Origin of the sequence: Flavobacterium lacus, assembly GCF_003268815.1 — a bacterium.
In the GTDB taxonomy this organism is placed as follows: domain Bacteria; phylum Bacteroidota; class Bacteroidia; order Flavobacteriales; family Flavobacteriaceae; genus Flavobacterium; species Flavobacterium lacus.
In genome coordinates this window covers 139,123-153,418 of the sequence record NZ_QLSV01000003.1, presented here as the reverse complement: position 1 = coordinate 153,418, position 14,296 = coordinate 139,123, and the positions used below count along the sequence as shown (strand labels likewise).

At 34.0% G+C, this 14,296-nt stretch carries 14 protein-coding genes; 2 read left to right on the top strand and 12 right to left on the bottom strand.

Features of this window, described 5'->3' with window-relative positions:
* Nucleotides 1-42 precede the first annotated feature (42 nt).
* The 8 genes from rfbD to B0I10_RS03715 all read right to left on the bottom strand — a co-directional run bounded on the left by rfbD (nt 43) and on the right by B0I10_RS03715 (nt 8,495).
* Nucleotides 43-897: a dTDP-4-dehydrorhamnose reductase gene (gene rfbD, locus B0I10_RS03750; protein ID WP_112085157.1), complete on the bottom strand. Its 855-nt coding sequence runs from the start codon at nt 895-897 to the stop codon at nt 43-45.
* Nucleotides 891-1,442 (bottom strand): dTDP-4-dehydrorhamnose 3,5-epimerase, encoded by a 552-nt coding sequence (rfbC, locus tag B0I10_RS03745; RefSeq protein WP_112085156.1) that lies wholly within the window; start codon nt 1,440-1,442, stop codon nt 891-893. Before rfbC ends, rfbD begins: the two co-directional genes overlap by 7 nt.
* Before the next feature lie 131 nt (nt 1,443-1,573).
* Nucleotides 1,574-2,431, bottom strand: coding sequence for a glucose-1-phosphate thymidylyltransferase RfbA (rfbA, locus tag B0I10_RS03740; RefSeq protein ID WP_112085155.1), 858 nt, complete (start codon nt 2,429-2,431; stop codon nt 1,574-1,576).
* 1 nt (nt 2,432) lies between these two features.
* Entirely contained in the window at nt 2,433-3,419 is a 987-nt protein-coding gene (locus B0I10_RS03735; protein WP_112085154.1) for a hypothetical protein, read from the bottom strand.
* A gap of 6 nt (nt 3,420-3,425) precedes the next feature.
* Nucleotides 3,426-5,117 carry a DUF6909 family protein gene (locus B0I10_RS03730; RefSeq protein WP_112085153.1) on the bottom strand — a complete coding sequence of 564 codons (1,692 nt, stop codon included), beginning with the start codon at nt 5,115-5,117 and terminating at the stop codon, nt 3,426-3,428.
* 84 nt (nt 5,118-5,201) lie between these two features.
* A complete protein-coding gene (locus tag B0I10_RS03725; protein WP_112085152.1) occupies nt 5,202-6,065 on the bottom strand; it encodes a carboxypeptidase-like regulatory domain-containing protein in 864 nt (287 codons plus the stop codon).
* A gap of 70 nt (nt 6,066-6,135) precedes the next feature.
* Entirely contained in the window at nt 6,136-7,623 is a 1,488-nt protein-coding gene (locus tag B0I10_RS03720) for a GH3 auxin-responsive promoter family protein (protein ID WP_112085151.1), read from the bottom strand.
* A 2-nt stretch (nt 7,624-7,625) separates the two neighbouring features.
* On the bottom strand, nt 7,626-8,495 hold the full coding sequence (locus B0I10_RS03715; protein ID WP_112085150.1) for a M23 family metallopeptidase: 870 nt from the start codon (nt 8,493-8,495) through the stop codon (nt 7,626-7,628).
* A 170-nt stretch (nt 8,496-8,665) separates the two neighbouring features.
* On the opposite strand from B0I10_RS03715, the gene B0I10_RS03710 reads away from it, so the two are divergent.
* Complete coding sequence (locus B0I10_RS03710) at nt 8,666-8,863, top strand: Sec-independent protein translocase subunit TatA/TatB (RefSeq protein WP_112085149.1); 198 nt, start codon at nt 8,666-8,668, stop codon at nt 8,861-8,863.
* Between the two features lie 71 nt (nt 8,864-8,934).
* On the opposite strand, the gene B0I10_RS03705 is transcribed toward B0I10_RS03710, so the two are convergent.
* From B0I10_RS03705 to rpiB, 4 genes are all read right to left on the bottom strand, one after another.
* A complete protein-coding gene (locus tag B0I10_RS03705; RefSeq protein WP_112085148.1) occupies nt 8,935-11,058 on the bottom strand; it encodes a Tex family protein in 2,124 nt (707 codons plus the stop codon).
* Between the two features lie 72 nt (nt 11,059-11,130).
* Entirely contained in the window at nt 11,131-12,180 is a 1,050-nt protein-coding gene (locus B0I10_RS03700; RefSeq protein ID WP_112085147.1) for a hypothetical protein, read from the bottom strand.
* A 44-nt stretch (nt 12,181-12,224) separates the two neighbouring features.
* Nucleotides 12,225-13,130 carry a cation diffusion facilitator family transporter gene (locus B0I10_RS03695; protein WP_112085146.1) on the bottom strand — a complete coding sequence of 302 codons (906 nt, stop codon included), beginning with the start codon at nt 13,128-13,130 and terminating at the stop codon, nt 12,225-12,227.
* A 91-nt stretch (nt 13,131-13,221) separates the two neighbouring features.
* A complete protein-coding gene (gene rpiB / locus B0I10_RS03690) occupies nt 13,222-13,653 on the bottom strand; it encodes a ribose 5-phosphate isomerase B (RefSeq protein ID WP_112085145.1) in 432 nt (143 codons plus the stop codon).
* A gap of 57 nt (nt 13,654-13,710) precedes the next feature.
* Here rpiB and B0I10_RS03685 point away from each other — a divergent pair, with 57 nt between their 5' ends.
* On the top strand, nt 13,711-14,229 hold the full coding sequence (locus tag B0I10_RS03685; RefSeq protein ID WP_112085144.1) for a DUF1905 domain-containing protein: 519 nt from the start codon (nt 13,711-13,713) through the stop codon (nt 14,227-14,229).
* Nucleotides 14,230-14,296: the final 67 nt, after the last annotated feature.

Below are 14,296 nucleotides of genomic sequence, written 5' to 3'. Positions count from 1 at the left end.
ATGTCAAAACTTCTTTAAATAAAAGTCATTTGTAAACAGCAACTATTTTATATTCAATACTTCGTCCCAATACTTCACCTCAACGCCAAACACTTTTTTAATCTTACTCTTATCCAAAACACTATAAGCCGGCCGTTTCGCAGGTGTTGGAAAACTAGTCGTTGGAATAGGTTCCAAATTAATGTTGATTTTATTAAACTCAAAAATTTTCTTAGCGAAATGATACCAACTGCATTGACCTTCGTTGGAGAAGTTGTAGATGCCAAAAAGGTTGTAGGTTGTAGGTTGTAGGTTGCAGGTCGTAATAATTTTCGCCAAAACTTCTGCTAAGTCTACCGCGTTTGTTGGGGTTCCGATTTGGTCGTTTACTACTGATAATGTATCTCTTTCGGAGGCTAAACGAAGCATGGTTTTCATAAAATTATTACCAAATTGTGAGTAAACCCAAGAGGTTCGAATGATGAAATGTTTATCCCACGTTTCTTGAATGGCTTTTTCGCCGTCTAATTTGGTTTGACCGTAAACGCTGGTTGGGTTCGGGATATCTTCTTCAGAATAAGGCGAATCTTTGGTCCCATCAAACACAAAATCAGTAGAGATATGAAGCAAAATACTGTCGAATTCCTTACAAACCTCAGCCAAATTTTTTGCTCCAACTACATTAATTAAATGGGCTTTTTCGGGTTCACTTTCCGCTTTATCAACGGCGGTGTAGGCCGCGGCATTGATGCAAAAATCAGGTTTAAATTGTTTAAATAATTGTTCAATATTGTTCAAATTAGTTATGTCTAACTTATTCGAATCACAAAAAACAAATTGAATATTTGGATAAGTTGGTGCAATAAATTGTAAACTTTGTCCCAATTGACCATTCGCACCCGTGACTAAAACTACCATGCTTTTTTTGCATTTTCTAACGTTGGTAAATGGGTGTCTTTTTCGGAAATAATCAGTTTTTCAGCATCAAAATTCCAATCAATTCCGATGGTTGGATCATTAAAAATAATTCCTCCTTCTGATTCTTTATTATAAAAATTATCACATTTATAGAAAAAAGTTGCCGTTTCACTCAAAACCAAAAATCCATGAGCAAAACCTCTGGGTACAAAAAATTGTTTTTGGTTCTCGGCAGATAAAATGACCGCCTCATAGTGTCCGAATGTTGCAGAACCGGGTCTGATATCAACCGCTACGTCCAATACGTCCCCTTGAATGACTCGAACTAATTTTGCTTGTGCAAATTCACCGGTTTGATAATGTAAACCTCTTAAAACACCTCTGGTTGAAAACGACTGATTATCCTGAACAAAGTGAACGGATTGCTCAACGGCATTTTGAAAAGTTCGTTCGTTAAAACTCTCCATGAAATAGCCGCGATCGTCATGAATGACATTCGGCTCTAATATAAAACAACCTTTTAATTTGGTTTCTGTAAATTTCATCTGGGCTTACATTACTAAAATTATCACTTCTGAATTGAACACAGATTTGAAAAATTATAAAAATCTGAAAAATGATTTTTATAATTTGTAAAATCCGTGTTCTAAAAAATCTATTCGATTAAATTAAGATCTTAAATTAAACCCATTAAATGCGTTCCATAACCACTTTTTAGCAACGGTTCTGCTAAACTTTTGAGCTGATTAGCATCTATAAAACCCATTTTATAAGCCGCTTCTTCAATAGCTCCTATTTTTAAACCTTGACGTTCTTCGATAACCTGAACAAATTGTCCCGCTTGCATTAAAGATTGAAACGTACCGGTATCTAACCAAGCCGTTCCTCTGTCCAAAATACTGACTTTTAAATTTCCACGTTTCAGGTATTCTTTGTTCACATCTGTAATTTCAAGTTCGCCTCGGTGACTTGGTTTTATATTTGCGGCAATTTCTATAACACTGTTATCATAAAAATAAATTCCGGGTACCGCATAATTCGATTTTGGATGTGTTGGTTTTTCTTCAATCGAAAGCACTTTGCCACTCGCATCAAAATCTACTACGCCATACCGTTCGGGATCGTTTACGTGATACGCATAAATAATTCCACCGTTTGGATCGTTGTTTGCTTGAAGTAGTTCTGCTAATCCGGTTCCGTAGAAAATATTATCGCCTAAAACTAAAGCTACTTTATCGTTTCCAACAAACTCTTTTCCAATAATGAATGCTTCTGCCAATCCGTTTGGATGTTCCTGAACCGCATATTCAAAACGACAGCCTAATTTGCTTCCGTCACCCAAAAGTTGGCGAAACAAAGGCAAATCATGCGGTGTGGAAATGATTAAAATTTCATTAATTCCTGCCCACATTAAGGTGGACAACGGATAATAAATCATCGGTTTGTCGTAAATGGGCATTAATTGTTTACTAACGGCCAACGTCAATGGATGTAGTCTTGTACCGGATCCTCCGGCTAAAATAATTCCTTTCATTTTAGCTACTTGATTGATTATTTTTTTGTACCTGCTTTTTATAAAAACTGACTGTACCTTTAAAACTAATAAATAAGAAAATAAATAAGAAAGGGAGTATTAATTTCATTTTACCATTTGTTCCTTTCGTATTTTTATCATTCAACATAACACTGATTTCTTTGATAATCTTTTCATAGCGAATCAAAGTTAACCTAAAATAGGACTGCTCTTTTAATAAATTATCCTTGGTGTTAATTACATCATTTAATTGAGTATTTTCATTAAAATAAATCAGCTTATCGCTGTGATTGGAATTCATTCTGTTTTTAAACTGATTCAAAAGGCCATCTATCTGACTTATCGTAGTATCGTTGGCTTGCATTTTTATTTGAACATTGTTTAAATATTCCTTTTGCATTTGCTTAAAATAATCGCTTTCGTTCAAAAAATTCAAAAGAGGTTGAACTGTTTCATTTTCTGACGTTAACTTTGATGTTTTAAATGATATTAAATGATATTGATAGTTTTTACTCGTTAAGGTGTTCTCAACCACTTTGTCAATATTTCCATCCTCTGCCAACAATTTAATGAGTTCAAAGTTTTCTTTGTTGTTTTCAATGAACTTGTACACATCAATAATTGGTTTAATTTCGATTTTACCGAATTTTTTGGTGTTTTTTATCCCAATTTCTTTAAGAAAAACGGTATCACCTTCGCTAATTTTAGATTGAAGAAGATCAACTTTAGCATATAAATAATCGATACTACCGAAATTTGGAGAAACAATTATTTGATGATCGTATGACTTTACTTTTTTATCTAAATAAAAACCCAAACCTGCTCCAATTATAAAAAGCACAGTTAGTAATATAAAATTTCTTTTTATAAATAGAATAAAACGAAAAAGCCTATTTAATAAACTTTCATAAATTCCGTTTACTTTTTGGGCAATTTGTGTTAAATCAATTTCTTGATTGTCAGAATTATTTGCTGAGTTAGAGCTCATACTTGTTTATTTAGAATTAAAAATTTGTTCTAATATTTTGATTGTAATTAAATACGTTGGTTTTACACCTGTTGTACCTAATCCACCCGATGCCAACGTGCTTCCGGTTTCTAAAGGATTATCTGAAGCGTAGTAGGCATAACGAACTTTTACATTTTCTGGTATGCTTTTTCTGATTTTTGAAGCAGATTGAATAGCTTTTTGGTAATAAGCTCCTTCCATTTCCAGTCCAATTACACCCCAAGTTGATTCATGAAAAAACTTTAGTAAATCTTTATTTTGAAGCGATGTTCCTAGAACGGTAACCATTGGACCTGCAAAAATCGGGATGTCGTTGCCATAAAACATATTGGGCGACAGTTGATTTTCAAATGGATAATTATCGCCGGTTCCTTCGTTTATGTGTGCCGATGGAATCATAATATCGCCTTTCCCTCCTTGCAAAATTCCAGCTTTCCCCATAATGGAAACCGATTCTACATTCAAAAAAGTTTGGTTGTTGTTTTCTTTATAGGCTTTTAACAACTCGTCTATGGTTTCATAAGCTTGTTCGCCAAAAGCATAATCCATTACAATCAACACCGGTTGTTGTTTAGCAATTTTAGCTTTGGAAAAAGATGTTTTGGAAAAATCAATTTTAGCCGTATCAAAAACTTGCACGTCGATATTGGTTCCTGAAGTATCTAATAACGAAATCATTCCGCTTTTTAGAGCTACTTCCTCTACTTTGTTTCGTAAAACATCGGCTCCAGACTTACTCAATTCTTCATAAATAAAGAAATCAGGTTTGTCTTTAAATTTTGTTTTTAAAACTTGTGTAGCAAAAATTGAGTTCATCACACTATGCATATTGGCACTAATGATGTGAATAGGACGTTCTAACAAATCGTTTTCTTTTAAAACATCTTTAATTCGGGTAGCCCAAAATTCACCATGAATATGATGGCCTAATCGTTCTCTCAAAATCGGACTGAAAGTGATGGTTCGTTTATTATTATCCAACACTTCTTCGATGGCTATTTTTCCCAACCAATAAATGATGTGCAAAAAACGGTCTGGGTTTTCTTTTGTTCCAAAAGCATCATAAATAGCTAATACTTCCGAAAAACTTCTTCCCAATACATTGGATGCATGCGAAATTGCTTTTTCTTTATCAATTTGAGATAATTTTTTGCCTTGTAAAACATAAAACTCCACCTTTTGCCAATCCCGTGTCACTTCATATTGATTTTCATCTAATAAAACCCTATCTTTAATTTTATGTGATTCAATGAAAATAAACGTTAAATGCGTTAAAATATCATAGATGTCCGAACGACCCCGTGTAATTTCAACATTCATTTGTTCTTCGTCAATTCGGTAGCAATTCCGTCTTCTTTTGGGAGGAACGATGGCTTGAAAATGTGATTTAGAATAGCCTTCGTCTGAGGTTAAATTGATGTATCTACATTCTTCTATTCCCACTGGAAGTCGCTCAATAACGTATAATAATCCATTTAATTCTACTTTTTCTTCGGCAATGGTTCCATAAATTTCCGGACGCAATTGAAGCAATGCTTCACGCAATGTTTCACCGGAAACACCCATTGGTTTATAAAAACCCCGGTTGAACAAGTGACGCATGGTGATGTAAAGTCGCTCAATGGCAGCCGAAGATTCTTGTGCTCTGGAACGGGATATGTTTTTTATTTCTTTCATTTAATTCTGTTTTCTAACCTGCAAAGGTAGTTTTTTATTTTTAGTCGTGTAAATATAGAAAGCTTACTGAATTTACCTCAAAATTTAATCAATCAAATTTAATTTTAAAGCCAACTCTACAGTGCCATAAGAACGTCTTAACGAACCATCTTTGTTTAAAACCATAAGATTTTTGCCTCCCGGAAAAAAACCCAAAATTGAAGGTTCGTATCTAAATCCTTTCTTCTTTCCTTTTTCGCCTTGAGCTGTATAAATATATTCAAGCTTATTTTGTTCTAATTTTAAGTATTCAAATCCGATAATTATTCCTTCTTCGGGTATTTTAATATGAAATAGGGAAAGGTCTATGCGATTTAAGTTAGTTCCTTTTTTTACAGAAACTATAATTTCATCCGCAATCAAATCTCCCAAAGGAATTCCCTCAGCATTTATTTCATAAAACCGCAATCGCATGACTACGTTTTTTAATTGGGAACGGGTTTTAAATTCAATTGATTCCAAATAAGGGTGCTTTTTAATTTTTTCGTTAGCTTGTATTAATTTACCCCAAATATGAACTTCGTCTTGACCTGTATTGGAAACTCCCGAATTAAGCTTTAAACCCGAAAAATCTCCATAACTGACTCGGTTTTTTCCTTTTCTTTTTTCTAAAATAACCTCATTTAGTTCGTATACTTTAGGATGCAACAAAATAATATCACTCGTGGATCCAAAAATAATTTTGTTTTCGTAACCCAAAGAGGAAAAAATAATCTTTTGACCCAAAGTTGCTTTCAATGAAAAAGTTCCGTCAATTTCTGAGTTAGTTCCCAAATCTCCTTTCTCCACCCAAATATTGACATACGGAATGGGGTTTCCGGTTAGACTATCTTTCACTACACCAGAAATTTGGGCTGTGAGGGTTGAAATAGAAAATAGGAGAAAAAAAAGTAATTTGACTTTGAACATTTATTGCTTTTATGTCCGCTTTTGCGGAGATTACTATTTCGACTTCGTCATCTTGTGGAATGACAAAAGGTTATAAACTTTTCAATTTATCCGCTATAATTCTATCGTTACTTAAACGTGGCAATTTATTTTGACCTCCTAATTTTCCGATGGATTTCATATACTCCTGAAAACCGTTGTGGGCTACTTTTGTAATAACTAAAGTTCGCAACACTTTGCCCACTATCAAATCATCATAGTACGAATTTTGTTTTCGCATAGCTTCATCAATTTTCAGAGCAAAATCCTCTAAATTGTTCGGTTCATTTTCAAATTCGATGAACCATTCATGATAAGGTAATCCGGTTTCGGGTGCAATTTGTGGAGCGACCGTAAATTCGTTTACCCGAATTGAAGAACCTTCCATGGCGTCTTTTAACGCATGTTCTACCTCTTTTCCAATTACATGTTCACCAAACGCAGAAATAAAATGTTTAATTCTGCCCGAAACAATGACCCGATGTGGTTTTAGTGAAGTAAATTGAACCGTATCACCAATATTATAACCCCAAAGTCCGGCGTTGGTGGAAATTATCAACGCATAATTCACATCCAATTCAACTTCGCCAATGGTGTATCGTTTTGGGTTTTCGGTAAAAAATTCATCGGTTTTTATAAATTCATAAAACATGCCTGCATTGAGCAACAACAACATTCCTTTTTCGTTTTGCTTGTCTTGATAGGCAAAAAATCCTTCGGACGCGGGAAACAATTCCACCGAATCAACTTTTCTTCCAATTAAATTTTCAAATTTGGCTCGATAGGGTTCAAAATTCACTCCTCCATAGACATACAAACTGAAATTTTTGAACAATTCACCTACTTTTTTCCCGGACTTTTCCTGAAGTTTTTCAAAATACATTTGCACCCAAGCCGGAATTCCGGAAATAACGGTCATGTCTTCGTTGATGGTTTCTTCAACAATTGCATTTACTTTGGTTTCCCAATCTTCAATGCAATTGGTTTCCCACGATGGCATACGATTTTTGAGTAAATAGTTCGGTACATAATGAGCTACAATTCCGGAAAGTCGTCCTAATTTGATGCCGTTTTTTTCTTCTAAAATCGGACTTCCTTGTAAAAAAATCATTTTCCCTTTTACAAAATCGGCATTTCCGGTTTCGTGAATATAACTCAACAACGCATTTCTGGCTGCTTGAATATGAAATGGAATAGATTCTTTGGTGAGCGGAATGTATTTTGCTCCAGAAGTTGTTCCCGAGGTTTTGGCAAAATAAATTGGTTTTCCTTTCCACAAAATGTCTTCTTTGCCTTGCACGACTAAATCCACATAAGGTCGCAATTCTTCATAATCGCGGACAGGAACGTATTGTGCAAAGTCAACGAAGGTTTTTATTTTTTCAAAATGATGGTCTTTACCAAACTTTGTTTTCGTGGCTTGTTTAATCAAACTTTGCAAAACTTTTTGTTGGGTTTCCACAGGTTTAGAAGACCATTTTTGGGTTTCTTTATTTACTTTTTTAGCTAAAAGTTTAGCGGCTAAAACTTTAATTCGCATAATTATTCAAAATCAATAAATTGAGTTGGATCGATGGTAAATCCATCTTTCCAAAGTTCAAAATGCAAGTGAATTCCGGTTGATTCTTTTCCGGTAGATCCGGCCAAACCAATTACTTCACCGGTTCGCACCACATCGCCTTGCGTTTTGGTTAACGTGGCGGCATGTTTATATACCGACAAAATAGCATCACGGTGTTTGATGATAATTACGTTTCCGGTTGATGGTGTCCAATCTGCAAAAACAACGGTTCCGTTGGCAACCGATTTAATTGGCGTATCTTTTGGAACCGCAACATCAATAGCAAAATGTTTATTTTTGGCACTGTATTTTTCCGTAATATGTCCTCTAACCGGAGGAAATAAAACCAAGTTTACTTTGGATTGGGCTTTTTCAAAGAGGTTGTATTTATCTTCTAACGCTACTTGTTCCCGCAATTTTAATTCTTCTTCGGAAGGGTTTAAATTGTCTTTCGAAATATCTGTGTTTTCGGGATTTAAAATAGAATCTTTGTTAAATTTAGCATACTCTAAATCACCGGTAAGAATTTTTTTTATTGATTGAATATAAAGTTCGTTTTTCTTTACTTCTAAAGCCAAAGAATCAGATTTTACAGCAAGAATAGTAGCATCTTTTTTCAATTTATTGGAAGCATAACCCGGAATAAATTCCCGTAAAGGCGTAAAAGCAATAATATAAGTTGTAATGGAAATGATTAAAATCGCCGAAATAGTAACTACCACAAAAACATTCATCAAATTAAGTTTTAATGAAAAAATCTCTTCAAATGATTCTTCATTTAAAATAACCAAACGGTTTTTGGTGAATAATTGTTTTTTGAGTCGTTGCCTTTTTAGTCTTTTTGCAGACATGTTCTAAATTTATTATACAAATATAGGAATTAAAGCTTCTTTAAAAAGTGTCAATTTTCTTGTTTTATTCAAATATAATCCACTTTAACGTAGTTTTTAGTTAAGAATTGCTTATATTCTAAACAACTACACTAATTTATTTTTACCTTTGTACTCTCAATTTAGATATTATGAATGCATTAGCACTATTTTTAGGTATTATTGGAATTCCGCAAGTTATTTTGATTGTGGTGGTTTTGCTTCTACTTTTTGGTGGGAAAAAAATTCCCGAATTAATGAAAGGCTTAGGAAGCGGAATCAAAGAATTTAAAAATGCCGCCAAAGAAGATCAACCGGCTGACAAAAAAGAAGAAGATAAAAAGGAATAACTTTTAAAAAATTCCTGTAAAAAATTTCCAAGTTCCAATTTTTTTGATTGGAATTTGGAAATTTTTATTATTTAAAGAACCATCGTCAACTGAATCCTTTTCCTCACTTCATCCACCTCAACTACTTTTACTTGCACATGTTGATGCAACTTCACGACTTCATTCACATCCGAAACAAATCCGGCTTTGAGTTGAGAAATATGAACTAAACCGCTTTCTTTTAATCCGATATCAACAAAACAACCAAAAGCAGTGATGTTGTTAACAATTCCGGGCAAAATCATACCGGTTCGCAAATCGGACATTTTTTTGACATTCGGGTCAAATTCAAAAACTTTGGCCGATTTTATTGGGTCAAGTCCTGGTTTTTCCAATTCTTTTAAAATGTCTTTTATTCCTAAAATTCCAATGGTTTGGTTGGTATAATTTTCGGGTTTGATTAAGGAAATTTTTTCTTTATTTCCGATTAAATCAGTTAATGAAATTTTTAAATCTTTCGCCATTTTTTCCACAATTGAATACGCTTCCGGATGCACTGCTGAATTATCTAAAGGGTTTTTCCCGTTTTGAATGCGGATAAATGCTGCCGCTTGTTGATAGGCTTTTTCGCCCAATCGCGGTACTTTTTTCAATTGCTTTCGATCTTCAAACGGACCGTTTTCAGAACGGAAATTGACAATGTTTTCCGCCATTTTTTCGCCAATTCCGGAAACATAACTCAACAACGATTTACTGGCTGTATTCAAATTTACACCCACCGAATTCACACATCGAACTACAACAGTGTCTAATTCCTCTTTTAATTTGGTTTGATCTACATCGTGTTGGTATTGACCAACTCCGATGGATTTAGCATCGATTTTAACCAACTCTGCTAACGGATCCGAAAGTCGCCTTCCAATAGAAACGGAGCCGCGAACTGTTACATCATAATTTGGAAATTCATCCCGTGCTATTTTGGAAGCGGAATAAACAGATGCTCCGGCTTCAGAAACTACAAAAACCTGAATGGGTTTATCGAAAGCAATTTTTTTGATGAAAAATTCCGTTTCACGACTGGCTGTTCCGTTTCCGATTGAAATTGCTTCAATGTTGTAAGCATTTACCATCGAACGAATTTTCTTCATCGCCATGGCATTTTCATTTTGTGGCGGATGCGGATAAATGGTTTCATTGTATAACAAATCACCCTTTTCATCCAAACAAACGACTTTACAACCCGAACGATAACCCGGATCTATAGCCAAAATTTGCTTTTCACCCAAAGGCGGAGCAAGCAACAACTGACCCAAATTTTGGGCAAAAACATCAATCGCTTTCGCATCGGCTTTGGTTTTAAATTCTTGTAAAGTTTCGTTGGAAATAGCTGGTTCAAGTAATCGTTTATAACTGTCTTTAATGGCTAATTTCAGTTGATGTGCTGTTTCTTTGTTATTTTTAATGGTATTGTTTTCGATGAATTCCAATGCTTCTTCGGGTTCAATTTCAACATTCATTTTTACAAAACCCTCTGCTTCTGCTCGCAACATGGCCAATAATCGATGCGATGGCGTTTTTGAAAGCGGTTCGGCCCATTCGAAATATTGATTGAATTTTTGAGCGGCTTCGTCGTCTTTTTTGGATTTCACCACTTTTGTTGAAACAATAGCTTTTCGTTGAAACAAACGACGCAAACTTTTTCGGATAAAACTGTTTTCATTAATCCATTCGGCAATAATATCGCGAGCTCCTTGTAACGCTTCGTCTTCATTCACTACTTTATCATTCAAATAGTTGGAAGCAATAAATTCAATATCATCGCTATTTTGTGCCATGATAATTTTGGCCAACGGTTCCAACCCTTTTTCGCGAGCTACATCGGCTTTGGTTTTTTTCTTTTTCTTGTAGGGCAAGTAATAGTCTTCAATTTCTTGTAAATCGAACGAATTTACAATTTTCAACTTTAATTCCGCCGACAATTGTCCTTGCTCTTCAATCGATTTTAAAATCGATTCTTTTCGTTTTACAATTTCGTCAAATTGTTTGTTGAGTTTGAAAATTTGTTCGATTTGTACTTCATCTAAATTTCCGGTTTGATCTTTTCGGTAACGGGAAATGAAAGGAATAGTGCAATCTTCGGAGAGTAGTTTTAAAGTGGCTTCTATATTCTTATCAGCAGTAGTGACGACTGATTTTATAAATTGTATTTCGTTCATTATTTTTAAAATGATTCTGTTTTTTTAAGGCTTTAAATGAAAATTACGTCTGTTGCTTTATTAAAAAGCATACTATGAATCCTCAAATTTATAATTTCTTTTCATAAAATTTAAAGCTGCTTGAACGATTTCACCCATAGAATTGGCTTTTTTGAATTCAACATCTAAGGTAACTTCATAAATTTCTTCTTGCAATTGTTGAATATGTTCTTGTGGAGCCAATTTTGTAGCCTTCATCGCTTCAATTAAACGTTTTAGCCGTGTCTTAGTATCAATTAAACGTTTTACAATAATTGAACGCTCTTCTATTTGATATTGTTCAATTGATTTTGGTTTCAATTTATTTTGAACTAATTCTGAAAACTTATAATTTTCTTTGAATAAGTGCGGTTTATAAAATTTAAAACTACCTTCATAACTTTGTTGATCAAAATCAATTGCTCTTATTCTAAAAATGCGTTGATCAAAATCATGAATTGGAATTACAACGAAATTATACGAACGCATATCGCCTAAAAGGCCAATCATGCAACGTTCATTAAATTTTACAAACTCTTTAGCAATTTGGGTTTTTTCGTGTTCATTACATTCTTTTAAATTATTTTCAATAAAAACATCTCCCGGAATTCCAACAATATGTTCTTCAATAAGTGTTTCTTCGTGTACTAAAAAATTAATGTTGTTAGGTGAAATAAGATGTTCTATTTCTAAACCAAAAATGCGAGAGGCATCTGCTTTTTTTATGTAGAAATGGGTGTAGTTGTCGTTTAAGATATTTCTAATCTTCACTCTAAAAGGTTTAGAGTTACCAAAAGTGCAAAAATCAATATAATCTACATTCAAAAACTCTCTACTACTTTCATCACCATCAGAATGCAACAAAGTATATATTTTTTTTAAACTAGTATCAAGTTCATCTCTTTCAAATTCATTATAATAAACACGAATCCATAACGTGTCTTTTTGCTCTTTATCAAAAACCACTGTGCTGCCTTGAAATCTTAGAAAATCATCATAGAAAATAGTGGTTTTTGTTAACCTTCTATATTTTTCGAGATAATTTTTTAAAGTAGCATTAATTGGGTAATATTGCTTTTTTAACTGTCGTTCGTCGTCATTCATGGTTTATTTTTAGTCGTATAATGTAGTTTTAATTGTAAATAAAATCAATCCTGCACAATAAAATCCTTCGGATCCACCTTCTGAAATTCAGGTTGAATATTCACGTGATTGATGTTGAATTTATCATAAAGCAATTCTTCAATTTCATGCAATAAATCGTTGAATTCACTCATTTTGATGTCGGTAGCACAATCGAGATGAGCTTCTAAATGCAGTTCTTCTTCGTTCAAATGCCAAACGTGAATGTGGTGCAACTTCCCTACTCCGTTGATTTGATGAACTTCTCGAACAATTTCTTTGATGTCGATTGCATCCGGTGTAAACAACATCAACATTTTGGTGGATTTTATAAATAAATCTGTTCCAACTATGATTAAGTAAATTGCAATCAATAACGTCATCACACTGTCAACCCAATAAATTTGATAAAATTTCATCAACAAACCACCTGTTAAAACCGCTACAGAAGCCATCATATCAGTGAATAAATGCAAATAAGCCGATTTCATATTTAAATTATGAGCCGCATCCTTACGAAGTAATAAAACCGAAAAACCATTGACGGCAATTCCTAAAAGTGCCAACCAAATTACTAAACTCGAGTGAATTGGTTCGGGATGTGCCAATTTAATTATCGCGTGATAAATCAAGATAAACGCCACTATAATCAAGGTGGAAGCATTGATAAAAGCTGCAATTAATTCGGCTCTTTTGTAACCAAATGTGTGACTGATGGAAGCTTTTCTTCGGGATAATTTGTGTGCCGCCAAACTAAAAATGAGCGAAAGCACATCTGAAAAATTGTGCAATGCATCGGAAATTAAAGCTAAACTACCCGAAATAATTCCACCAATTACTTGAGCAATGGTAATCAAGGTGTTGAGTAAAATGGATAAAATCAGATTTTTTCCGGTTACGTTGTGCTTGTGGATTTTTGGATTTGCGGACATTTAGTTTTTAATTTTTTAAAACCATTAAGGAATTAAGTGACATTAAGAAACTAAAACTTAATGAATCTTAATTCCTTAATGGTTTAAATTGTTATGAACAACTTATTTTATTCACTCGATTCCGATGTCTTCCGCCTTCAAAATCAGTTTTCAAAAAGATTTCCACCATTTCCAGGGCTTGCGGAATCGAAGTAAATCGAGCCGGAATACTAATAATATTCGCATCGTTATGTTGTCTGGCCAAAGCTGCGATTTCTTTTGTCCAGCACAAAGCAGCTCTAATGCCTTGGTGTTTATTTACGGTCATCGCGATTCCGTTACCGCTGCCGCAAATCACGATGCCTAACTCGGCTTTCCCTGTTTCTATATCGGTAGCAACCGGATGTCCAAAATCGGGATAATCAACACTATCGGTGGAGTTGGTTCCGTGATTGATGACTTCGTGACCTTGTTTTTCTAAAAAATCAACGATGGCTTTTTTGTAATCCGGGCCGGCGTGATCGTTTCCTATTGAGATTTTCATTTTAGTTGTGTTGTTATTTTTATCTTTACAAAAATAATCAAATTCAATCAGCTTAGGATGAAATTTAACGGTCAGGTTTGTTCGTTTGATGATAATGCGTTGTATTGGGAATTACACATCCCAATTCCGCCCGCTGTTTTTGAAAAATTGCTGAAAGAAGCGAAAGATAAACGCGTAGTTTGCACACTTAACGAAAATTTTTCTTTTCATTGTGCGATGTTGCCAAAAGTAACTTTTCATTACATTTTATTGAATAGAGAAATCTGTAAAAAACTGAATTTACATTTGAATGACAATGTAGAGGTGGAATTAGTAAAAGACGAAAGCAAATACGGCATGCCGCTTTCAGAAGAAATGGAAGAAGTATTTTTCAGTGATCCTGAAGGAAGTGATTTGTTTCATCAACTCACACCTGGAAAACAACGAACGTTAATTCATGTAATAAACAAATACAAAAGTTCGCAATTGCGAATCGAAAAATCATTTGTTATTTTAGAACACTTAAAGAATAGAAAAGGTGCTTTGGATTTTAAAGGGTTGAATGAGGATTTTAAGAATTTTAAAAATAGATTATAATAGACCGCAAATTCGCAAATTAAAATTTCAATAGCTAAAAAGACGGTAAAATCTTTACTTTTATAAA